We start from the raw sequence: 22,928 nt of genomic DNA on the forward strand, positions 1-22,928 counted from the left end.
GATATGCAGCACTATGCCGTTTGGGGCAATCCAATTGCTCAAAGTAAATCCCCGTTAATTCACCGCTTATTTGCCAAGCAAACCCAGCAAACGATGGAATATGTTGCCAAATTAGGTGATCTTGAGGATTTTGAGCAGCAATTACAGACCTTTTTTTATGAAGGGGCACAAGGTTGCAATATCACTGCACCATTCAAAGAACGCGCCTATGCGCTTGCTGAAGAACATAGCGAACGGGCGAAACTGGCAGAAGCTTGTAATACATTAAAAAAATTATCTAACGGCAAACTCTATGCGGACAATACCGATGGCATTGGTTTAGTGACGGATTTACAACGCTTAGGTTGGATTCAGCCTCAACAACGCATTTTAATTTTAGGTGCTGGTGGGGCAACCAAAGGGGTATTACTGCCTTTATTAGAAGCACAACAGCAGATTGTCTTGGCTAACCGCACGCTAGAAAAAGCGCAACAACTGGCAGATAAGTTCAAGCCTTACGGCACAATTGAAGCTGTCGCGATGGATGCGATTCCCGCGCAAACCTACGATTTAGTGATCAATGCAACTTCGGCCGGATTAAGCGGACATACCGCCGCTGTTGATGGATCAATCTTATCGTTGTCCCGCGCCTGTTATGACATGCAATATGCCAAAGGTAGTGACACGCCTTTTATTGCCTACTGCAAATCCTTAGGTCTGAATAATGTCAGCGATGGTTTTGGTATGTTGGTGGCGCAAGCTGCCCATTCATTCCATTTGTGGCGCGGGGTGATGCCTGATTTTATCGCAATCTATGAACAACTCAAAAAGGATATGGCATGAGTACAAGATGCCCTTGGGTGGGCGAACTTCCGATTTATATCGACTACCACGATAAGGAATGGGGTAAACCACAATTTGATAGCCAAAAACTGTTTGAGAAAATCTGTTTAGAAGGACAACAGGCGGGGCTTTCCTGGATTACTGTATTGAAAAAACGTGAAGCCTATCGGGCTGCATTCCATCAATTTGATCCTGCCAAAATCGCGCAAATGACCGAACAGGATATTGATCGTTGTATGGAAAATGCCGGACTTATTCGCCATCGGGCAAAACTGGAAGCCATTGTAAAAAATGCTAAAGCCTATCTAGCCATGGAAAAGTGCGGTGAAAATTTCAGTGATTTTGTGTGGTCGTTTGTGAATCATCAACCGATTATCAATGATGTCCCCGATATTTCTGTGGTGCCCGCTAGAACTGAAATCTCAAAAGCAATGTCAAAAGCGTTGAAGAAACGTGGTTTTATCTTTGTTGGGGAAACCACATGTTATGCCTTTATGCAATCTATGGGGTTAGTTAACGACCATATAAATGGCTGTTGTTGTAAGTGATATTCCAGTATAATCCCCCTAATTTCATCTGAATAAGAACTGAATTATGAATAAAAAATATACCTTAATTTCAATCTCAATTCTGACCGCACTTTATAGTCAACAAAGTTTGGCCGATCTGCATTCTCAATGTTTGCTTGGTGTGCCTCATTTTACTGGTGAGGTCGTGAAAGGTGATGCCAATAATTTGCCAGTTTATATTGAAGCAGATAAAGCAGAGATTAATCAGCCAACTCAGGCAATTTATCAAGGCAATGTGGATTTGAAACAAGGAAACCGCCATTTGGTAGGGAATTCAGTTGAAGTCAAGCAAACAGGTGAGGGCAATCAAACTCAACGCTGGGCTTATTTGCGAGGCGGATTTGATTACAAAGATAATCAAATTAATCTATTAGGTAATGATGCGAGTTTTAATTTAGATAGCAAAAACGGTAACGTCACCGATGCTGACTACCAACTTGTAGGACGTCAAGGTCGCGGTAAAGCACAAGAAATTGAGTTAGGTGATAATTATCGCGTAATGAAAAACGCGACATTTACCTCTTGTTTGCCAGATGATAATGCCTGGGCGGTGGATGCCTCTGAGATCCGTCAGCACATCAAAGAAGAATATGCTGAATTTTGGCATGCACGTTTTAAAGTATTAGGTGTGCCAGTATTCTATACTCCTTATCTACAATTACCGATTGGTGATCGTCGTCGTTCAGGTTTATTAATGCCAACAGTCGGTCATTCTAGCCGTGATGGTTATTGGTATAAACAACCAATTTATTGGAACATTGCACCAAATTACGATGCCACATTTGCACCAAAATATATGTCTCGTCGTGGCTGGCAATTAAATGGTGAATTCCGTTATTTAACACCTGTTGGTGAAGGTAAACTTGCGGGAGAATATTTAGGACGTGATCGTTATGATGAATATACTAGCGATAGCCGTAAGCGTCATTTATTCTATTGGAACCATACTTCCTCTTTTCTTGAAAATTGGCGTTTAAATGTTGATTACACTAAGGTAAGTGATAAACGTTATTTTACTGATTTTGATTCCGATTATGGTAGCAGTACTGATGGTTACGCGAACCAATATGCTCGTATTGCTTACTATAAACCAAATTACAACTTTGCGATTTCTGCGCGTCAATTCCAAATTTTTGATGAAGTTTCTGTGGGGCCTTACCGTGCAATGCCACAAATCGACTTTAATTATTACAAAAATGATTTGGCGAACGGTTGGGTAGATTTCAAGTTGTTCTCACAAGCAGTACGTTTTGATAATGATAGTACCTTGATGCCGACAGCATGGCGTTTTCATGTTGAACCAAGCTTGTCTACAGCAATGTCAAATAAATACGGAAACTTGAATATTGAAACCAAACTTTATGCAACGCATTACAATCAGAAGAAAGGCTCTTCTTCTGCTGCAGAAGAGGTACAAAAATCCGTAAATCGTGTATTGCCACAATTAAAAGTAGATTTACAAACAGTTTTAGTCACCAACAAAACTTTATTTGATGGCTATACACAAACACTGGAACCACGCGCACAATACTTATATCGACCATATAAGGATCAAAGCAATATTGGTTCTAAGTTAGTTAATGACTATCTTGGCTTTGGTTATGATTCCGCTTTAGTTCAGCAAGATTATTATTCATTATTCCGCGATCGTCGTTATAGTGGTTTAGACCGTATTTCATCTGCTAACCAGATAACGCTTGGTGGTACAACTCGTCTTTATGATAAAAATGCCGATGAGCGTTTTAATTTCTCAGCAGGGCAAATTTATTATTTAACCGCCTCCAGAATTGATGATAATCCAAGTAATCGTACGCCAAAATCCTCTTCTTCTTGGGCCTTGGAGTCTAACTGGAAAATTAGCGATAAATGGAATTGGCGCGGTAGCTACCAATACGATACATTGCTAGATAAAGCCTCCTTAGCAAATAGTAGTTTGGAATTTAACCCGATGAAGAATAATCTGATTCAGTTAAATTATCGTTATGCGAGCAAAGAGTACATCAACCAAAACTTGGGTGCTTCTGCTAACCGTTACCAACAAGACATTAAACAGATTGGCGTTGTGGCTGCATGGGAAGTCTCAGATAATTGGGCGCTTGTGGGAAAATATTATCAAGATATTGCGTTGAAAAAGCCAGTTGAGCAATATGTAGGTGTGCAATATAACTCGTGCTGTTGGTCTGTTGGCGTAGGGGCGAGACGTTATGTGACGAGTCGCCAAAACCAACGTAATGACCAAGTGGTTTATGACAACAGCGTTGGTGTCACCTTCGAATTACGTGGTTTAGGTGAAAATGACCATCAAAGCGGTATTGAAGATATGCTGAAGAAAGGTAAACTGCCTTATATTCAAGCGTTTAGCTTATAGTGAAATGAATAAAGGCTACCAGAAGGTAGCCTTTTTGTTTAGAAGTGCGGTTAAAAAAGACGATGATTTTTGACCGCACTTTGTTTATTTTTTTCGTTTTGCTCGAGGATGGGCTTGATCATACACTTCTGCAAGATGTTGGAAATTTAAATGCGTATAAATTTGCGTGGTGGACAAATTGCTGTGTCCTAAAAGCTCTTGAACAGCCCGCAAATCTGAACTCGCTTCCAACATGTGAGTGGCAAAAGAGTGACGCAGTTTATGCGGATTGAGATGGCTGTTTAATCCTTGTCGAATGCCCCAGGTTTCCATTCGTTTTTGAATAGAGCGATGAGTAAGGCGATTTCCCTGTTGGCTCACAAAAAGGGCGTCATCCTTTGGATTAAATAAAGGGCGTACTTTCAACCATTGCTGAATTGCATGAGAAGCATAGCGTCCAAAAGGCACAATACGTTCTTTGTTTCCTTTACCAATCACTCTTACTTCACGTACACGGGTGTTAATGCTATTGAGATTTAAGCCTTGCAATTCAGATAAGCGAAGCCCTGAACTATACATCAATTCCATCATGGCACGATCACGCAAATCAATGGGATCTTTGCTGTCATTTGAAAGCAATTTTTGGACCTGTTCAGCATCAATATTTTTCGGTAAATGCTTGCCTTGTTTCGGTGCTGAAATACCCGTTGCCGGATTCACTTTCATTTGCCCTTGTTGTACAAGATAGCTGAAAAACTGACGAAGAGCAGATAAGCGTAATGCCAAGCTCTTTTCTTTTAAACCTTGCTTACGGCTTTCCGCCAAAATAAGGCGAACCACGCTTGGATTTACTTGCTGCCAGTGCTGAATACCTTTTTCAGCGAGAATCGCTAAAATGGCATCCAGTTGATGTTGATAATTAGTGAGGGTATGTGGGCTTACTTGGCGTTCAATTCGCAAGTAATCCCAATATTGATTGAGGAGCGTATGCATTAGAGAGTTAATTCAAACAAACTTTTTTTCGTGTTTAGCTTAAATCCTTCGCGTTCTAAAATACTCTGTTGAGCTTGGCTTAATTCCGCTACTAAACGGTTAGATTGTGTATAACGGACAAACTCTTTTGCTTTAGAAATAAGCGCTGCATAAATCTCGGCTTGATGTTTATCTTCTTTGACAAAAATATCAGTTAATTGCCAATAGCGTTGTAGTTGTAAAGAAGATAAGCGAGGATAAAGTTGAACAAAGCCAATCGCTTGTGCATTTTCGTTTACAGCAATAAAAAACATGCTTTCATTAAAACGCATACGATTTGTTAGAAAGGTTAAAGTGCGGTCAGGATTTTCACTCATTCCGTTGGCAAGTCGATAGGCTTCAAAGAGTGGAGCAAGCACTTCTATATTCCATTGTTCGGCTTTGAAAATTTTCATTGTTACCAGACCTATTTTCCGTTTATTTATAAAATTGGTTATTTTTTATCGGTTCCGTACAGTAGATTGTAGCTTTTTAGCACAAAATAATCATCATTTCCCCAAAAAAATTTTCAAAATGTGATTTTGCACAAAGAAATCTGTTCAAAGTTTGGTATAGTAAACATACTTTTTATTTATTCAATATGGAGAAACAAAAAATGGCACGTCGTCCTTTAGTGATGGGTAACTGGAAATTAAACGGTTCCAAAGCCTTTACCAAAGAATTAATCGAAGGATTAAAAGCTGAATTACAAGGTGTAACAGGTTGTGATGTGGCAATTGCCCCACCTGTTATGTACTTAGGTACAGCTGAAGCGGCACTTGCAGGCAGCCAAATTGCTTTAGGTGCACAAAACGTTGATGTGAATGTTAAAGGTGCTTTCACCGGCGATATTTCAACTGAAATGTTAAAAGATTTTGGTGCAAAATACATCATTATCGGTCACTCTGAGCGTCGTACTTACCATAAAGAAAGCGACGAATTCGTAGCGAAAAAATTTGGTGCATTAAAAGAAGCAGGTTTAGTGCCAGTATTATGTATCGGTGAAACTGAAGCTGAAAACGAAGCTGGCAAAACGGAAGAAGTATGTGCGCGTCAAATTGATGCAGTGATCAACGCATTAGGTGTAGAAGCATTTAATGGTGCCGTGATTGCTTATGAACCAATTTGGGCAATCGGCACGGGGAAATCAGCAACTCCAGCACAAGCTCAAGCTGTTCACGCATTTATCCGTGGCCACATCGCAGCAAAATCACAAGCTGTAGCAGATCAAGTGATCATTCAATACGGTGGTTCAGTAAATGATGCTAACGCAGCAGAATTATTCACTCAACCAGATATCGATGGTGCGTTAGTGGGCGGAGCTTCACTTAAAGCGCCTGCGTTTGCAGTAATCGTGAAAGCAGCGGCAGCAGCGAAAAACTAATTTTCTTGTCCTAAAAGAGATAAAAAAAGTGCGATTAAAATTAACCGCACTTTTTGTTTTTGATTAATGTTGATTGCGTTCCCACAAATCAGCATATTTCACAAAGGTGGAGTGGGCAGAAAGTACTGCAAGCAGAAAACCTTGTTTCCCATCTAAGAAACCGGCTTTTAAAATGTACATTTTGACAAAGCAACCAATCGCATGGCTAATACCTTGCCATAACGTCGCTTTTTTCCCTTTGGTTTGGCGTTGGTCTGCCCAAGCTTTGGCGTAGCCTGCAGATTTCACCAAATAGTGATGGATGCTTTTATAGGTGAAATGCTCTAGATCGCCAGTTAATTTCTGTACTTTCGTGTTTTCAGGATAAACTACTTTTTCATGTACCAGAGAATCGTTATATCCCGCATAATTTGTGCGATATAAACGCACCACATAATCCGGATACCAACCAGAATGACGAATCTCACGCCCAAACACTTCACTCACACGAGGAATATCATAAACCGTATTTGGCGTATCTTGTTGAACTGCTTGTTGAATGGATTCACGAAGTTTCGGAGTGACGCGTTCATCGGCATCTAACCATAAAACATAATCACAGGTGACATATTGTTGTGCACGTTGGCGTTGTTTGCCAAAGCCTGGCCAATCAGGATGCGAATAAAATTTTGCACCATATTGTTCTGCGATTTCTTGGGTATTATCAGTACTGCCTGAATCGACGATAATGATTTCATCTACCCAATCTTTTACCGTATCGAGACATTGAGCGAGATCTGCCGCTTCATTTTTGACAATCATGGCAACGCTAATTGTTGGCATATTTTGATCCTTTTTTTGCTATACTAGCCGAAATTTTTGTAAGTATAACCGAATTTATTTTATGTGGCGTTTTTTTTATACCTGCCTGATGTATCTGATTCAGCCTTTTGTCTTGTTCTTCATGTTGCTACGAAGTCTCAAGGCGCCGAATTATCGTAAGCGTTTAGGCGAGCGATATGGTATTTATGCGACTCTTGCTAAGCCCGTGCAAGATGGGATCGTCATTCATGCTGCATCAGTCGGTGAAGTGATTGCAGCCACACCGCTAGTAAAACGTATTCAGAAGGAATATCCACATTTACCAATCACGTTTACAACGGTTACACCAACAGGCTCTGAACGCGTAAAAGCCGCATTCGGGGAAAGTGTGACGCATTGTTATTTGCCTTACGATTTACCTTGTGTCATCAATCGTTTTATTGATTTTATTCAACCTAAAGTATTCATCGTGATTGAAACGGAGCTTTGGCCAAATTTGATTGATTGTTTGGCTCATCGAAATATTCCTTTCATTGTGGCGAATGCTCGTCTTTCTGCGCGTTCAGCGAGACGTTATGGCAAAGTTAAACAACATCTACAACGAATGTTTTCTCAAATCAGCTTGATTGCACCGCAAGATAGTATTAGCGGAAAGCGTTATTTAGAGTTAGGTTATGAAAAAGAACGCCTTCAATTAACCGGCAATATTAAATATGATCTTGTGGTCAGTGACGAATTACTCAAAGACATTGCAACACTTCATGAAAGCTGGGCGAAAGATCGTCAGATTTGGATTGCGGCGAGTACCCATGAAGGGGAAGAAGAGCTTATTTTACAAGCGCATCATTTGCTACTGAAAAAACATCCAAACTTGCTGTTATTGCTTGTACCTCGTCATCCTGAGCGTTTTAATCCTGTGGCTGATTTAATTGAAAAAGCCCACTTTAACTTTATCCGCCGTTCAACGGGTGAGATTCCTTCAGATAATACTCAAGTGATTCTAGGCGATACCATGGGTGAATTGATGTTGATGTATGGTATTTCTGATATTGCATTTGTCGGTGGAAGTTTGGTCAAACATGGGGGACATAATCCTCTAGAGCCTCTAGCCTTTAAATTACCCGTTGTGAGCGGAAAGTATACTTTCAATTTCCCTGAAGTCTTTACTTCGTTGCTAGAAGTACAAGGTGTATTGCAAATCAACTCAACAGAAAAAGCATTGGCAGATATTATTGATAAGTTATTGAATTCAAAAGAAGCGCGTCATCGTTTAGGCAATGCAGGCTATGAGGTGTTAATTGAAAATCGTGGTGCATTACAGCGACTTTTAGATTTGCTTCATCCTTATTTAACCAATATTTCGGAGAACCATAAATGACAAGCGTAATTTACCCCGGCACGTTCGACCCGATTACCAACGGGCATTTAGATATCATTGCGCGAAGTGCGGTCATTTTTCCGAAAGTTTTTGTCGCGGTGGCGAATAGTCCGAGCAAAAAGCCATTGTTCTCATTGGAAGAACGCGTTGAGCTCGTGCGTCAATCGGTCGCTCATTTGTCCAATGTGGAAGTATTTGGCTTCTCTGATTTACTCGCGAATGAAATCAAAACGAAAAAGATTACCGCCATTATTCGTGGCGTGCGTACAACGACTGACTTCGAATATGAATTACAACTGGCCGCGTTAAACCGTTTATTAACTGATGGTGTGGATAGTTTGTTCTTCCCCCCAACAGAAAAATGGGCGTTTGTGTCTTCCACGATTGTACGAGAAATTTATTTGCATCATGGCAATGTAAAAGAACTGGTGCCGGAAGCCGTCTATTTAGCTTTACAAGCACGTCGTGAATGAAAAAAACACTTCTAATTTTAACCGCATTTTTAGTGTTAACGGGTTGTGGTACGGTGGTGAAATTAATTGACCCATCGGAGAAATACACGCCTTACGCGGGTGCGGCTTATGATTTAGAGATGGCACAAAAATGGGGCTTACCTATTTTAGATTTGCCACTGTCATTTTTATTAGATACCGCATTATTGCCTTATGCGTGGTCAAATTAATTTGCATTAAGATATGAAACTCAATCCTCAACAACAACAGGCTGTCGAATATGTCAGCGGACCTTGTTTGGTGCTAGCTGGCGCAGGCTCAGGCAAAACTCGCGTGATCATCAATAAGATTGCTCATTTGATTGAACATTGCGGTTATTTACCTAAACAGATCGCCGCCGTAACTTTTACCAACAAAGCCGCTCGTGAAATGAAAGAGCGTGTAGCCCATTCGATTGGTAAAGAAAAATCCAAAGGATTGATTGTTTCCACTTTCCATACCTTAGGTTTCGACATTATCAAACGGGAATATAAAGCGTTAGGCTTTAAATCCAATATGACCTTGTTTGATGAGCACGATCAACTTGCCTTACTCAAAGAGCTGACGGCAGATATGCTGCAGGAAGATAAAGACTTACTGCGTGAATTAATTTCCGTTATTTCCAATTGGAAGAATGATTTGGTTTCGCCAAAACAGGCTTATGCCTTAGCGAAAGATGCTAAATATCAAACCTTTGCTAAATGTTATGAGCGTTATGCGGCGCAAATTCGTGCTTATAATGCGTTGGATTTTGATGATTTGATTATGTTACCGACCTTGCTTTTCAAACAGAACGAAGAAGTGCGGTCAAAATGGCAGGAGAAAATCCGTTATTTGTTGGTGGATGAATATCAAGATACCAATACTAGCCAATATGAACTCATCAAACTACTCGTTGGTGAGAGAGCTTGCTTTACGGTGGTAGGAGATGACGACCAATCCATTTATTCTTGGCGAGGTGCTCGACCGCAAAATATGGTGCGCTTACGTGATGATTTTCCGCGTTTGCAAGTCATCAAATTAGAACAAAATTACCGTTCCACTCATCGTATTTTGCATTGTGCTAACATTTTAATTGATAACAACGAGCACGTGTTCGATAAAAAACTGTTTTCTAACTTGGGCGAAGGTGAAAAACTGCAAGTCATTGAAGCGAAAAATGAAGAGCATGAAGCCGAACGGATTGTGGCAGAATTAATTGCTCATCGTTTTAGCCGTAAAACCAAATTTAAGGATTATGCGATTTTATATCGCGGTAATCATCAATCTCGTCTATTGGAAAAAGTGCTGATGCAAAACCGCATTCCGTACAAAATTTCTGGTGGCACGTCTTTTTTCTCTCGTGCTGAAATTAAGGACATGATGGCTTACCTGCGTTTAGTGGTAAATCAAGACGATGATGCGGCTTTCTTGCGTATTGTGAATACACCGAGAAGGGAAATTGGTACCGCAACATTGCAAAAACTAGGCGAGTTGGCACAGGAAAAACATATCAGCTTATTTGAGGCGATTTTTGAGTTTGAACTCATGCAACGTGTTACACCGAAAGCCTATGATGCTTTGCAAAAATTTGGTCGTTGGATTGTGGAGTTAAACGATCAAAGTTTACGTTCCGATCCTGAAACGGCTGTGCGTTCTTTACTTTCTTCATTGCATTACGAAGAATATTTGTATGAGTATGCCACCAGCCCGAAAGCTGCCGAAATGCAAAGTAAAAACGTGGCAACCTTATTTAGCTGGGTAGAGGATATGCTCAAAGGCGATGAAGTGAATGAACCAATAAATTTAAATCAAGTGGTCACTCGTTTAACCTTGCGCGACATGATGGAACGTGGCGAAGACGATGACGAGAGCGATCAAGTGCAATTGATGACGCTGCATGCCTCTAAAGGTTTAGAGTTTCCCCATGTGTATTTAATTGGTATGGAAGAGGGGATTTTGCCGCATCAAACCAGTATTGATGAAGACAATGTGGAAGAAGAACGCCGTCTAGCTTATGTGGGCATTACGCGAGCACAACAAACGCTGACTTTTTCTCTTTGTCGTGAACGGCGTCAGTTTGGCGAGTTAATTCGCCCAGAACCTAGTCGTTTCTTGGCTGAGTTGCCACAAGATGATGTGCAATGGGAAAAAGATAAGCCAAAATTAACGGCAGAGCAGAAGCAACAACAAACGTCTAGTCAGCTTGATCGTCTGCGGGCAATTTTAAAAGGCTAGAGATGATAAAAATTAAAGTGCGGTGAGAAATATATTTGTTTTTTCAACCGCACTTTATTTATGCAAAATGTAGATAAATCAAGCAACCAACATCGCTTTTTCAAAAAATGATTTGACATATTTTCAAAAAAACGTATTATACCGCCCACACACCGAATGTGGTGAGATGGCCGAGTAGGCTGAAGGCGCTCCCCTGCTAAGGGAGTATGGGGTCAAAAACTCCATCGAGGGTTCGAATCCCTCTCTCACCGCCATTTGTTGTTAGTTTTATTTATTCTGCACCCGTAGCTCAGCTGGATAGAGTACTCGGCTACGAACCGAGCGGTCAGAGGTTCGAATCCTCTCGGGTGCGCCATTTTAAATCGGCTCTATCAGTTAAAATGGTTACGAATAATAAAACATCACTACGCACCCGTAGCTCAGCTGGATAGAGTACTCGGCTACGAACCGAGCGGTCAAAGGTTCGAATCCTTTCGGGTGCGCCATCTTCTCTCTTCAAACTTTTCTTTTTATTAAAAACAATTAACAACTAACTCAGTTATTTTTCTCTATCATCAATCATTTTTAATAAATAATTTCCGTGTGCATCAGTAACACTTCTAAAACCGACATTCGTGATTTTATAAGGGAAATTTGTCTTGTACTCGACATTATCGTGGTGATGACCATGGAAAACGTGTCTTACCCCTAATTTTTCTGCGAGTTGATTAATCACACGAAATCCCATGGGATGGGGTTTAGGTGCTTCATGGCAAATTAAAATATCGGCTTGTTCATTTTCAATGGCTTCGATATCAGAAGGGAAAATAGACGTGCGATGACGCAATGGTACACCGCCACGCCAAATTTTTTCTTGTGGACTATATTGGCAATAGTGGATGGGATCAAAATACATTGGCTTATTGGGTGGCATCCAGATTTGCCCACGGAATACTCCTCCTAAGCCTGCAATGCGTTGTCCTTGAATTTCAATAACACGATTATGCAAATTACGCGATTTCCAATGAGTGCCCCAAATCGAATCAAATGCGGCGACGGTTTTGCTATCGTGGTTGCCGTGAATAAACCAAATATCACAATGTTGTGCGAGTTTATCTAATTCATCAGGCGAAGAAAGTTGCAAGTCGCCCAAAATAATCAGGGCAACGTTATCATTTTCTTGCACGAAAGGATAAAGATGTTCATAACTTCCGTGTGGATCGCCTGCGAATAAAAGCATTTTATTTCTCGGTGGTTAATATGCGTTTAGTATGTGGTAAACCTTCAAGTTCTTCATCATTTAACACTTTTTCCACAACAGATTTGACCTGGTTATAACGATCCAAATAACTTGGCGATTCAATTTCAATGTAAGGCACTTTGTATTTATCTAACAATTTCTTCAATAACTGTTGGAATTGTTGACGTTGTTTTTGGCTGCCTAGACTACGTAAGCCATCATCCACCCATTTTGTGTTGTTTTTCAATAAGATTGTTACATCAAATGGGTATTCTTTGATCATGGAATCGAGGAAAGGATGCGCTTTGCCTTCGTATTGAATACAAAAAGCCTGCGTGGTAATAAAATCGGTATCAATAATCGCTACTTTATGGGCATGACGCACCGCATAATCAATATAGCGTTGATGACCTAATGCCATTTGTGGATAGTCAGAATATTGCATGGCTTGCTCATCGCCACCTAATTTTTCGAAGACATATTCACGACCATATTCCCAGGCGGAAGTGGTGTTAAATACGGCAGCTAGTTTGCTGACTAACACGCTTTTACCGCTACTTTCGCCACCCAAAATGGCAATGGTTTTCGCAAAGAACGGACGGACTTCTTTCGGAATGAATTTCCAATATTGGAAAGGAGTAGTACGAATTTTCGTTGCAGATACGTTAAAGAAAGATCGGTCAGGATCCACTAAAGAAACTTCGAGACCCAAGTATTTTTCGTATGGTGCTTTGTCTTGTGGTTCACTACTAAAAACCATCGTCGGGGTAAATTGTTTTTCTTCAAAGAGATTTTTTACCGCTTCACTCCAAGCTTGCCAACCATTCGGATAACTTGGAATGCCATCCTCAACTAAATGATGAATGAAAATTTGATTTTTTTGATATTTAAAGATTTGCTGCATCCAGCGAAGACGATCTTGTACCGTCGGCATACGCTTCATTTTACTATCATAAAACAGCTTTAAATCGCGTTCGGTATCGCTACAGACAATCACGTGAAGCTCATCCACTTTACTGAATGCTTCATAAATCATATTAATATGGCCGGTGTGAACAGGGTAGAATTTTCCAAAAATCACACCCATTTTTTTATCGTGTTTGTTCGACATAATGTATCCTTCGCTAAATCGCCACCGCATAGTGACAGTGTAGCCCTATTTTATGCAATCTTTGTGCAAATAAAAACATTTTTCATTGAATGATTTTTTACCGCGACATTTTGCGTTATACTACAGCCTGCATTCTCAGGGCAGGGTGAAATTCCCTACCGGTGGTGACAGCCCACGAGCACTTAAAAGTGCGGTCAATTTTGATTAAGTTTTTACAAAATTGTTTCGCTTTGTCCTTTTAAGGTTAGCAGATTTGGTGAAATTCCAAAGCCGACAGTATAGTCTGGATGAAAGAGAATAAAACGGATTGGGTTCCCAATTCCGTCCTATTTATTTGCATTTCTCAGCCCTGATTCTGGTTAATTTTAACGTAACAACAAAGGAAATTACGATGAATCAGTCAATTTTATCTGCATTTGGTGCGACCGGTGAAGAACGGGTAATTAACGCATTGAACGCATTCAAACAAGGCAATGGCGTATTAGTATTGGATGATGAAGATCGCGAAAATGAAGGCGATTTAATTTTCCCTGCAGAAACCATTACGCCAGAACAAATGGCAAAACTTATCCGTTATGGCAGCGGTATTGTGTGTTTATGTATCACCGATGAACAATGCAAACAGCTTGATTTGCCACCAATGGTTGAGCATAACAATAGCGTGAATAAAACCGCGTTTACTGTGACGATTGAAGCGGCAGAAGGTGTGTCAACAGGTGTATCGGCACAAGATCGTGTTACCACAATCAAAGCGGCAATTGCAGATCAGGCGAAACCGACAGATCTTCACCGTCCAGGACATGTTTTCCCATTACGTGCGGCAGAAGGTGGTGTTTTAACGCGTCGCGGTCATACTGAAGCCTCAGTTGATTTAGCGCGTTTAAGTGGTTTTAAACCGGCAGGGGTGATTTGTGAAATTATGAATGATGATGGCACTATGGCTCGCGCACCAGAAATTATCGAATTTGCGAAAAAATTTGGTTATGTAGTGTTAACAATTGAAGATTTAGTGGCGTATCGTCAAAAACATCATTGCTAATTAAATACTCAGAAAAAAAAGTGCGGTCAGAAAATCTGTTAAATTCTGACCGCACTTTACATTTTATAGATTTAATGGGTTTCCACAAAGCTTAATGCCGTTTCAACCACTTCAATGCCCGCGCCTTGTTTAAAGGCATTTTCACTTAGATAGCGTCGCCATTGTCTTGCCCCTTTGCAGTTTTGGAATGCACCGAGCATATGTCGAACGATATGATTTAAATAAACGCCTTGGCTCAGTTGTTTTTCAATATAAGGGAACATGGCTTCCACCGCTTGTCTTGGTGTGACGATATCCGCATTAGCATCAAAAAGCATTTGATCAACATAGCCCAATAACGACGGATTCTGATAGGCCTCACGCCCAACCATCACGCCATCAACAAATTGTAAATGATGTTTCATTTCTTCGATGGTTTTAATGCCGCCATTAATAGCAATGGTTAATTGTGGGAAGTCTTTCTTCAATTGATAAACACGATCATAATCCAAAGGGGGAATTTCTCGATTCTCTTTTGGGCTTAATCCTGAAAGCCAGGCTTTTCGGGCATGAACAATAAATTCTTGGCAGCCTGCATGATGGACTTTTTCGATAAAGTCGCAGAGAAATTCATAGCTATCCAAATCATCAATGCCAATACGCGTTTTCACAGTGACAGGAATATTCACGACATTTCGCATTTCAGCAATACATTCAGCTACTAAATCTGCTTTTGCCATCAAACACGCACCAAACATGCCATTTTGCACGCGATCGGAAGGACAGCCCACATTCAGATTAATTTCATGATAGCCTCTTTCTTCGGCTAATTTAGCACAATGTTTAAGCTGTGCGGGATCGCTTCCGCCGAGTTGTAGGGCAACCGTGTTTTCTTGCAAATCAAAATCTAAATGATCGTATTTGGCATGAATAATGGCAGGAGCCGTAACCATTTCGGTATAAAGCAACGCATTTTTACTAAATTGACGATGAAAATAGCGGCAATGGCGTGTCGTCCAATCTAACATTGGCGCAACGGAAAAGCGTCCACGATAAAAGTGCGGTTGGTTTTCTGACATATATTATTTCTCTTGAATCTCGTTACGGCGCAGATCTTCTGCTTGTTGTTCCTGCATTCGTTGACGGAAACGTCCAGCCGCAAAGTGGTAAAAAGGTTTTGGACTAAATTGGCGCGAAATTATGGAGGCAATGATACTGGAAATCAAGAGCCAAATCAGCACAGGTTGAGCCCCCGTCATTTCCATCACTACTACGCTTGCTGTTACAGGGGATTGTGTTCCACCGGCTAAAAAGGCCGCCATACATAAAATGACGAGGAAACGTTGATCAACCATGCCATTGCTGATTTCCCATAACATGGTGCCGATACCTGCACCGGTAGTGAGGGATGGCGTAAAGATTCCGCCCGCGATACCATTCCAATACGTCGTAACTGTTGCGAAGAGTTTTAGTATCCCCACTTCAGGCGAAACAAGTTGTCCTTCCAATGCTCTTGCGACCACATTATAACCTGTTCCATAAGTTTGCCCTTCGCTGTAGGTTCCCATCGCGGCAAGTACTAAACCGAGTAATAAGGCAACGTAAATGGGATGTTTGCGGATCCAATCACGCCATTTGAGTGGAGACAGTCCTGCTAATCCTTTTGCAAGGAGTCGCCCAAATATACCGCCTAGTACACCACAGACGACACCACAAATGGCAAGCCAAAGATATAAATAAGGAATAGTGGTCGCGCCTTTATAGGCTGGAAAGTAAGGGCTATTGCCTTGAATCGCTACCAAAATAAAACCCGCTGCTAATACCCCAAGTAATACGCGGCGTTCCCAGCGTAACATCACGCCTCGACCCAATTCTTCAATGGCAAAAATCACCCCAGCCAAAGGGGCATTAAATGCGGCAGCAAGACCACCTGCCGCACCGGTTGCGACGAGTTCATTCGTACTTAATCCACGGAAAGCAAAGTTATATTTACGACAGAAATTTCCCCAACTCAGCATAACAGCAGCACCGACTTGAACAGAAGGACCTTCACGCCCAACAGACGCACCGATAACCATTGCAAAAAAAGTAAGCGGAATTTTCCAAATGGTTTGGCGAAATTTAACCAGTTTCGTTTTATAGCCATTGTAAGGAAGATTAATGGAGGCAATCACTTGTGGAATACCGCTACCACCAACATAAGGCGTGTATTTAGCGGTAAACCAGGTGAGAAAAGCAAGACCAAGCGGTAAAACAATCCAAACGGCGAGAGGGTATTTGGCAGACCAATAGGCATTAAATTCAAGTCCGATATCGGCTAGCTTGGCAAATCCAAAGGAAAAAAGGGCAACAAATGTCGCACCAATCAGTAAACATACGAATTCGAGTGTTTTATGAGAGATACGATGCGTTTGTCGAAGTTTTTTGTGATAGAAATAACGTAAATGAAAAATGAATGAACGTAACATAATGATTGCCAACAAAATAATTCTGCTTGAAATTATAAAACCCTGGCTTCAGGCAGGCAATTGATTTGGAAAAGAGAGGTAAAACTAAATGAATTAAATATCTTGAAGATAATGTATGAAATGTAAAGATGGGATGGAATAAATTATTTTAAAATCATATAATTGTAGAAGATCTCTTAAGCTAAGTCAGAATTCACTACACTTAGATCAATAATTATAAGGATTCTATTATGAAAAAAATACTATTTATCTCTATGTTTAGCTGTTTCCTAACTTGTACTGAAGTACAAGCATCTATAGCAAATTCCACCAGTTCGAGTAGTCAATTTAATCAAATTTCGACTAATTTAAGTAATGAAGAATTTGGCAAACATATTCTCAAAAAAGTTTATCCGAGAGCTGTATACGATAAATGGAGTAAATCTTGGGAAGATGATAGTTTTTTTATTGATTATGATTTAAAAGATATTCAAACCAGTGAAGGAGAAAAGCGTTATTTTGCACTGAATTATGGAACTGCAGGGTATAATGAGGAACTGTATTTATACATTTTCAAAAAGTCATTAGATAAATGGGTTTTAGAAAATCAGGAATATATAAATTCAGAAAACTTTGATCAACAACCATTATTTAAAAATAAAAATATAGAGTTTCTTGGTAAGGCAGCGGTCGTTAAGCTAGGAAAGGATACACTGGGTTTTCAATTAAACAGCCGTGATGGTGGGAGTGGCGGTGAGAAAGGTGATATTAGTTGGGTTTATCTAGTAGATAATAAAATGAAAATGGTGGCTGGGTGTCATTATGAAGAGTGGCGTTTTGGGCCTCTTGGTGTTGAATGCGAGCCTAAAATCAATTCAAGCCTAAAGCCAACAGAGGCATTTTATCCGATTGAATTGAATTATAAGCTTGTGAAATATCAGCTTAATGATAAGGCTCAGAGTGGGTCAGAAGAATGGGATATAAAGAGCATAGGTAACAAGAAAGGTAAGGTAGTAATTTTATTTAATCCACAAACTCAAACTTATGAACTACCAGTTGGTTTTGAAAAAATTAGTACGGATGCGAATAAACTATGGGAATACTTTAGTAGCTCAGCGGCATCTAAAAAATAAGTAAATAGTAACCAATTAATAGATTTGGCAGATTTTCTAGTTATTGATGAAAATGATAAGCCACCACCAAAAGTAAAGATCATTTATGAAAAGAAGGAAAGTCTTTTTCTAGACTGTCAGTTATAGGGGATGGGTGTCAAGTACAAAGAATGCGATACTTGACATTCCCAAGGGAACTCTTTAGAATTTAGCGTCTATTTCTTCTGTCTATTGGATGGAGAGATAGATTTTGTAACAAACATTCTATTATGAATAACATTTAAACTGGAGCTTTTTTAATGGCAACTATCAACCAGCTAGTACGCAAACCGCGTGTGAAAAAGGTTGTAAAAAGTAACGTTCCTGCATTAGAGGCTTGCCCGCAGAAACGTGGTGTGTGCACTCGTGTATACACAACTACACCTAAAAAACCGAACTCAGCATTACGTAAAGTATGTCGTATTCGTTTAACTAATGGCTTTGAAGTAACTTCTTACATCGGCGGCGAAGGTCACAACCTTCAAGAGCACAGTGTTGTGCTTATCCGTGGTGGTCGTGTTAAAGACTTACCAGGTGTTCGTTACCACACTGTACGCGGCGCATTAGACTGTGCAGGCGTTAAAGATCGTAAACAAGGTCGTTCTAAATACGGCGTTAAACGTCCTAAAGCTTAATGGAACTCCGTTAAGTAAGGCCAAACGTCTAAATTAGTAAAAATTTAAATCAGAAACTCCAGTATCACATTAGCTCACTTTAAAGTGCGGTTAATTTTTATAGAGTTTTGGATATCCTGAAGATTAAATATACGGAGAAATTCGCAATGCCACGTCGTCGTAGTGTTGAACCACGCAAGATTCTTCCAGATCCGAAGTTCGGTTCAGAGTTACTTGCAAAATTTATTAATGTATTAATGGTAGACGGTAAAAAATCCGTTGCTGAAACCATCGTTTACGGTGCGTTAGACAAACTTGCAGAACGCACAGGTAAAGAACCTTTAGAAGCATTTGAAATTGCACTTGAAAACGTTCGCCCAACCGTTGAGGTTAAATCTCGTCGTGTTGGTGGTTCTACTTACCAAGTGCCAGTTGAAGTACGTCCAGTTCGTCGTAACGCATTAGGTATGCGTTGGATCGTTGAAGCTGCACGTAAACGCGGTGATAAATCAATGGCTTTACGTCTTGCAAATGAATTATCTGATGCATCAGATAACAAAGGTGCAGCTGTGAAAAAACGTGAAGACGTTCACCGTATGGCTGAAGCTAATAAAGCATTTGCTCACTTCCGTTGGTAATACGCTTTTAAAATTTAAGGGCTTCATCCTCGATGAAGCCTTACCCTTATATAAACAGATATTAAACTTAACAAGGTTATAATAATGGCTCGTACAACCCCTATTGAAAGATATCGTAATATCGGTATTAGTGCGCACATTGATGCTGGTAAAACTACTACCACTGAACGTATCTTATTCTACACTGGTGTAAGTCACAAAATTGGTGAAGTACACGATGGTGCAGCAACAATGGACTGGATGGAACAAGAACAAGAGCGTGGTATTACCATTACCTCTGCAGCAACTACCGCATTCTGGTCTGGTATGTCACAACAGTTCCCACAACACCGTATCAACGTTATCGATACTCCGGGACACGTAGACTTTACTGTTGAAGTAGAACGTTCTATGCGTGTTCTTGATGGTGCGGTAATGGTTTACTGTGCGGTTGGTGGTGTTCAACCTCAGTCTGAAACTGTATGGCGTCAAGCTAACAAATATCAAGTTCCACGTATTGCGTTCGTAAACAAAATGGACCGTACTGGTGCTAACTTCTTACGTGTTGTTGAACAACTTAAAACTCGTTTAGGTGCGAATGCTGTTCCTCTTCAACTTCCAATCGGTGCAGAAGAAAGTTTCACTGGTGTTGTTGATTTGATCAAAATGAAAGCGATCAACTGGAACGAAGCTGACCAAGGTATGACCTTCACTTATGAAGATATTCCAGCAGATATGCAAGCAGCGTGCGAAGAATGGCGTCAAAACCTTGTTGATGCAGCAGCTGAAGCAACTGAAGAATTAATGGAAAAATATCTTGGTGGTGAAGACTTAAGCGAAGAAGAAATCAAAGCAGGTCTTCGTCAACGCGTATTAGCAAACGAAATCATCTTGGTAACTTGTGGTTCTGCATTCAAAAACAAAGGTGTTCAAGCGATGCTTGATGCAGTTGTTGAATACTTACCAGCACCAACTGATATTCCAGCAATCAAAGGTATCAACCCAGATGAAACTGAAGGTGAACGTCACGCAAGCGATGATGAGCCTTTCTCTTCATTAGCATTCAAAATTGCAACTGACCCATTCGTAGGTAACTTAACCTTCTTCCGTGTGTACTCAGGTGTAATTAACTCTGGTGATACAGTATTAAACTCTGTACGTCAAAAACGTGAACGTTTTGGTCGTATCGTACAGATGCACGCTAACAAACGTGAAGAAATCAAAGAAGTTCGTGCGGGCGATATCGCTGCAGCAATCGGCTTAAAAGATGTAACTACGGGTGATACATTATGTGCTATCGATGCACCAATCATCCTTGAGCGTATGGAATTCCCAGAGCCAGTAATCTCTGTAGCAGTAGAACCTAAAACTAAAGCTGACCAAGAAAAAATGGGTCTTGCATTAGGTCGTCTTGCTCAAGAAGACCCTTCATTCCGTGTTCACACTGATGAAGAATCTGGTGAAACCATTATTTCTGGTATGGGTGAGTTACACTTAGACATCATCGTTGACCGTATGAAACGTGAGTTCAAAGTGGAAGCTAATATCGGTAAACCACAAGTATCTTACCGTGAAACTATCCGCACTCGTGTTAACGATGTGGAAGGTAAACACGCAAAACAATCTGGTGGTCGCGGTCAATATGGTCACGTTGTTATTGACTTATACCCATTAGATCCAGAAGGTCCTGGTTACGAATTTGTAAACGAAATCAAAGGTGGTGTAATCCCTGGTGAATACATTCCTGCAGTTGATAAAGGTATCCAAGAACAGCTTAAATCTGGTCCATTAGCGGGTTATCCGGTAGTAGATATTGGTGTACGTTTACACTTCGGTTCATACCATGATGTTGACTCATCAGAATTAGCGTTTAAATTAGCAGCTTCTTTAGCATTTAAAGCAGCGTTCGCTAAAGCAAACCCAGTTCTACTTGAGCCAATCATGAAAGTTGAAGTAGAAACTCCACCTGAGTATGTGGGTGATGTAATCGGTGACTTAAGCCGTCGTCGTGCTATGGTTAACGGTCAAGAAGCGAACGAATTCGTTGTTAAAATCGATGCAGAAGTTCCACTTTCTGAAATGTTCGGTTATGCAACAGACTTACGTTCACAAACTCAAGGTCGTGCATCATACTCAATGGAACCGTTAAAATATGCTGAAGCGCCAACAAGTGTTGCTGCTGCAGTAATTGAAGCGCGTAAAAAATAATTTTTTGTAACAATCCGCTCTATAAGTCGAATGGCTTATAGAGCATTTTCTAGGAAACTAAACAAATGTCTAAAGAAAAATTTGAACGTACAAAACCGCACGTAAACGTGGGTACAATCGGCCACGTTGACCACGGTAAAACAACTTTAACAGCAGCAATCACAACCGTATTAGCAAAACACTACGGTGGTGCAGCTCGTGCATTCGACCAAATCGATAACGCGCCAGAAGAAAAAGCGCGTGGTATCACAATCAACACCTCACACGTTGAATACGATACTCCAACTCGTCACTACGCACACGTTGACTGCCCAGGACACGCGGACTATGTTAAAAACATGATTACCGGTGCGGCGCAAATGGACGGTGCAATTTTAGTAGTAGCAGCAACAGATGGTCCTATGCCACAAACTCGTGAGCACATCTTATTAGGTCGCCAAGTAGGTGTACCTTACATCATCGTATTCTTAAACAAATGCGACATGGTAGATGACGAAGAGTTATTAGAATTAGTAGAAATGGAAGTTCGTGAACTTCTTTCTCAATATGACTTCCCAGGTGACGATACTCCAATCGTACGTGGTTCTGCATTACAAGCATTAAACGGCGTTGCAGAATGGGAAGAAAAAATCCTTGAGTTAGCAAACCACTTAGATACTTACATTCCTGAGCCAGAGCGTGCAATTGACCAACCGTTCCTTCTTCCAATCGAAGACGTATTCTCAATTTCAGGTCGTGGTACAGTAGTAACAGGTCGTGTTGAGCGTGGTATCATCCGTACTGGTGATGAAGTTGAAATCGTTGGTATCAGACCAACAGCGAAAACCACTGTAACTGGTGTTGAAATGTTCCGTAAATTACTTGACGAAGGTCGTGCAGGTGAAAACATCGGTGCATTATTACGTGGTACTAAACGTGAAGAAATCGAACGTGGTCAAGTATTAGCGAAACCAGGTTCAATCACTCCACACACTGACTTCGAATCAGAAGTTTACGTATTATCAAAAGATGAAGGTGGTCGTCACACTCCATTCTTCAAAGGTTACCGTCCACAATTCTATTTCCGTACAACTGACGTAACTGGTACAATCGAGTTACCAGAAGGCGTGGAAATGGTAATGCCTGGTGATAACATCAAAATGACAGTAAGCTTAATCCACCCAATCGCGATGGACCAAGGTTTACGTTTCGCAATCCGTGAAGGTGGCCGTACAGTAGGTGCTGGCGTTGTTGCGAAAATCATCAAGTAATTGATGTATTAACTGTAACAAGTTAGATTAAGAAGGCGTATCGAAAGATACGCCTTTTTGTTTGCCTAAAATTCAGTGAAATTATAATGAAAGTTCAAATTAAACATGTGAATGTTAGGGAGAGAGAAATATTCTTTGGAAGAAAAGAGTGGCGGAAGGTCATGGGAGTTGAACCCACCCGGGAACGCTGGCGTCCCCAACAGGATTTGAAGTCCTGCCACCTCACCGGAGATGACGACCTTCCGTTATTGAAATTGCGGTTACTTTAGCGTA

General features: G+C 40.7%; 21 protein-coding genes, 4 tRNA genes and 1 riboswitch. Of the genes, 17 read left to right on the top strand and 8 right to left on the bottom strand.

Annotated elements, in window-relative coordinates; genetic code table 11:
* The first annotated feature begins 3 nt into the window (after nucleotides 1–3).
* From aroE to lptD, 3 genes are read left to right on the top strand one after another with little or no spacing between them, the layout of a single operon-like run.
* On the top strand, nucleotides 4–822 hold the full coding sequence (gene aroE, locus INP95_RS03050; RefSeq protein WP_197560881.1) for a shikimate dehydrogenase: 819 nt from the start codon (nucleotides 4–6) through the stop codon (nucleotides 820–822).
* Nucleotides 819–1,370, top strand: coding sequence for a DNA-3-methyladenine glycosylase I (locus tag INP95_RS03055; RefSeq protein WP_178162546.1), 552 nt, complete (start codon nucleotides 819–821; stop codon nucleotides 1,368–1,370). Before aroE ends, INP95_RS03055 begins: the two co-directional genes overlap by 4 nt.
* A 46-nt stretch (nucleotides 1,371–1,416) precedes the next feature.
* A complete protein-coding gene (lptD, locus tag INP95_RS03060) occupies nucleotides 1,417–3,759 on the top strand; it encodes an LPS assembly protein LptD (RefSeq protein WP_197560882.1) in 2,343 nt (780 codons plus the stop codon).
* An 84-nt stretch (nucleotides 3,760–3,843) separates the two neighbouring features.
* Here the strand turns inward: lptD and xerC are convergent, their stop codons facing one another.
* Nucleotides 3,844–4,731 (bottom strand): tyrosine recombinase XerC, encoded by an 888-nt coding sequence (gene xerC / locus INP95_RS03065; protein ID WP_014064388.1) that lies wholly within the window; start codon nucleotides 4,729–4,731, stop codon nucleotides 3,844–3,846.
* The gene (locus INP95_RS03070; protein ID WP_070868226.1) at nucleotides 4,731–5,165 is read right to left on the bottom strand and encodes a GNAT family N-acetyltransferase; all 435 of its coding nucleotides are present in this window, start codon (nucleotides 5,163–5,165) and stop codon (nucleotides 4,731–4,733) included. The genes xerC and INP95_RS03070 overlap by 1 nt, the downstream gene beginning before the upstream one ends.
* 200 nt (nucleotides 5,166–5,365) lie before the next feature.
* Here INP95_RS03070 and tpiA point away from each other — a divergent pair, with 200 nt between their 5' ends.
* Entirely contained in the window at nucleotides 5,366–6,133 is a 768-nt protein-coding gene (gene tpiA / locus INP95_RS03075) for a triose-phosphate isomerase (protein WP_049365182.1), read from the top strand.
* Nucleotides 6,134–6,196: 63 nt separating this feature from the next.
* On the opposite strand, the gene INP95_RS03080 is transcribed toward tpiA, so the two are convergent.
* A complete protein-coding gene (locus INP95_RS03080; RefSeq protein WP_070868227.1) occupies nucleotides 6,197–6,955 on the bottom strand; it encodes a glycosyltransferase family 2 protein in 759 nt (252 codons plus the stop codon).
* A 61-nt stretch (nucleotides 6,956–7,016) separates the two neighbouring features.
* Here INP95_RS03080 and waaA point away from each other — a divergent pair, with 61 nt between their 5' ends.
* From waaA to INP95_RS03115, 7 genes are all read left to right on the top strand, one after another.
* Entirely contained in the window at nucleotides 7,017–8,312 is a 1,296-nt protein-coding gene (gene waaA, locus INP95_RS03085) for a lipid IV(A) 3-deoxy-D-manno-octulosonic acid transferase (RefSeq protein ID WP_197560883.1), read from the top strand.
* Nucleotides 8,309–8,785, top strand: coding sequence for a pantetheine-phosphate adenylyltransferase (gene coaD, locus INP95_RS03090; protein ID WP_049369942.1), 477 nt, complete (start codon nucleotides 8,309–8,311; stop codon nucleotides 8,783–8,785). The genes waaA and coaD overlap by 4 nt, the downstream gene beginning before the upstream one ends.
* Nucleotides 8,782–8,994: a YceK/YidQ family lipoprotein gene (locus INP95_RS03095; RefSeq protein WP_049369941.1), complete on the top strand. Its 213-nt coding sequence runs from the start codon at nucleotides 8,782–8,784 to the stop codon at nucleotides 8,992–8,994. The genes coaD and INP95_RS03095 overlap by 4 nt, the downstream gene beginning before the upstream one ends.
* 13 nt (nucleotides 8,995–9,007) lie before the next feature.
* On the top strand, nucleotides 9,008–11,020 hold the full coding sequence (gene rep / locus INP95_RS03100) for a DNA helicase Rep (protein ID WP_197560884.1): 2,013 nt from the start codon (nucleotides 9,008–9,010) through the stop codon (nucleotides 11,018–11,020).
* 160 nt (nucleotides 11,021–11,180) lie between these two features.
* Nucleotides 11,181–11,274, top strand: a tRNA-Ser gene (locus INP95_RS03105).
* A 24-nt stretch (nucleotides 11,275–11,298) separates the two neighbouring features.
* Nucleotides 11,299–11,375: transfer RNA gene (locus INP95_RS03110), tRNA-Arg, on the top strand.
* A 53-nt stretch (nucleotides 11,376–11,428) separates the two neighbouring features.
* Nucleotides 11,429–11,505: transfer RNA gene (locus INP95_RS03115), tRNA-Arg, on the top strand.
* Nucleotides 11,506–11,558: 53 nt separating this feature from the next.
* Here INP95_RS03115 and INP95_RS03120 read toward each other — a convergent pair.
* Nucleotides 11,559–12,239 (bottom strand): metallophosphoesterase family protein, encoded by a 681-nt coding sequence (locus INP95_RS03120; protein WP_197560885.1) that lies wholly within the window; start codon nucleotides 12,237–12,239, stop codon nucleotides 11,559–11,561.
* A gap of 1 nt (nucleotide 12,240) precedes the next feature.
* Nucleotides 12,241–13,350, bottom strand: a complete 1,110-nt coding sequence (nadR, locus tag INP95_RS03125) for a multifunctional transcriptional regulator/nicotinamide-nucleotide adenylyltransferase/ribosylnicotinamide kinase NadR (protein WP_197560886.1) — start codon at nucleotides 13,348–13,350, stop codon at nucleotides 12,241–12,243.
* Nucleotides 13,351–13,477: 127 nt separating this feature from the next.
* A riboswitch (FMN riboswitch) is annotated at nucleotides 13,478–13,653 on the top strand.
* Between the two features lie 88 nt (nucleotides 13,654–13,741).
* On the opposite strand from nadR, the gene ribB reads away from it, so the two are divergent.
* Nucleotides 13,742–14,389: a 3,4-dihydroxy-2-butanone-4-phosphate synthase gene (gene ribB / locus INP95_RS03130; RefSeq protein WP_197560887.1), complete on the top strand. Its 648-nt coding sequence runs from the start codon at nucleotides 13,742–13,744 to the stop codon at nucleotides 14,387–14,389.
* A gap of 71 nt (nucleotides 14,390–14,460) precedes the next feature.
* Here the strand turns inward: ribB and dusA are convergent, their stop codons facing one another.
* Together dusA and INP95_RS03140 are read right to left on the bottom strand one after the other, a co-directional pair.
* Nucleotides 14,461–15,447, bottom strand: a complete 987-nt coding sequence (gene dusA / locus INP95_RS03135; protein WP_197560888.1) for a tRNA dihydrouridine(20/20a) synthase DusA — start codon at nucleotides 15,445–15,447, stop codon at nucleotides 14,461–14,463.
* Between the two features lie 3 nt (nucleotides 15,448–15,450).
* Nucleotides 15,451–16,836, bottom strand: coding sequence for a chloride channel protein (locus tag INP95_RS03140; RefSeq protein WP_197560889.1), 1,386 nt, complete (start codon nucleotides 16,834–16,836; stop codon nucleotides 15,451–15,453).
* A gap of 230 nt (nucleotides 16,837–17,066) precedes the next feature.
* Here INP95_RS03140 and INP95_RS03145 point away from each other — a divergent pair, with 230 nt between their 5' ends.
* The 5 genes from INP95_RS03145 to tuf all read left to right on the top strand — a co-directional run bounded on the left by INP95_RS03145 (nucleotide 17,067) and on the right by tuf (nucleotide 22,655).
* Nucleotides 17,067–17,948: a hypothetical protein gene (locus INP95_RS03145; protein WP_197560890.1), complete on the top strand. Its 882-nt coding sequence runs from the start codon at nucleotides 17,067–17,069 to the stop codon at nucleotides 17,946–17,948.
* A 278-nt stretch (nucleotides 17,949–18,226) separates the two neighbouring features.
* A complete protein-coding gene (gene rpsL, locus INP95_RS03150; protein WP_005543325.1) occupies nucleotides 18,227–18,601 on the top strand; it encodes a 30S ribosomal protein S12 in 375 nt (124 codons plus the stop codon).
* 146 nt (nucleotides 18,602–18,747) lie between these two features.
* Nucleotides 18,748–19,218, top strand: coding sequence for a 30S ribosomal protein S7 (gene rpsG / locus INP95_RS03155; RefSeq protein WP_005699184.1), 471 nt, complete (start codon nucleotides 18,748–18,750; stop codon nucleotides 19,216–19,218).
* An 84-nt stretch (nucleotides 19,219–19,302) separates the two neighbouring features.
* Nucleotides 19,303–21,405 (top strand): elongation factor G, encoded by a 2,103-nt coding sequence (gene fusA / locus INP95_RS03160; protein WP_049384788.1) that lies wholly within the window; start codon nucleotides 19,303–19,305, stop codon nucleotides 21,403–21,405.
* A gap of 65 nt (nucleotides 21,406–21,470) precedes the next feature.
* Nucleotides 21,471–22,655 (top strand): elongation factor Tu, encoded by a 1,185-nt coding sequence (tuf, locus tag INP95_RS03165; RefSeq protein ID WP_197544004.1) that lies wholly within the window; start codon nucleotides 21,471–21,473, stop codon nucleotides 22,653–22,655.
* A 149-nt stretch (nucleotides 22,656–22,804) separates the two neighbouring features.
* Here tuf and INP95_RS03170 read toward each other — a convergent pair.
* A tRNA-Sec gene (locus INP95_RS03170) sits at nucleotides 22,805–22,899 on the bottom strand.
* Between the last annotated feature and the right edge of the window lie 29 nt (nucleotides 22,900–22,928).

The organism is Haemophilus parainfluenzae (genome assembly GCF_014931375.1).
Lineage (GTDB): Bacteria > Pseudomonadota > Gammaproteobacteria > Enterobacterales > Pasteurellaceae > Haemophilus_D.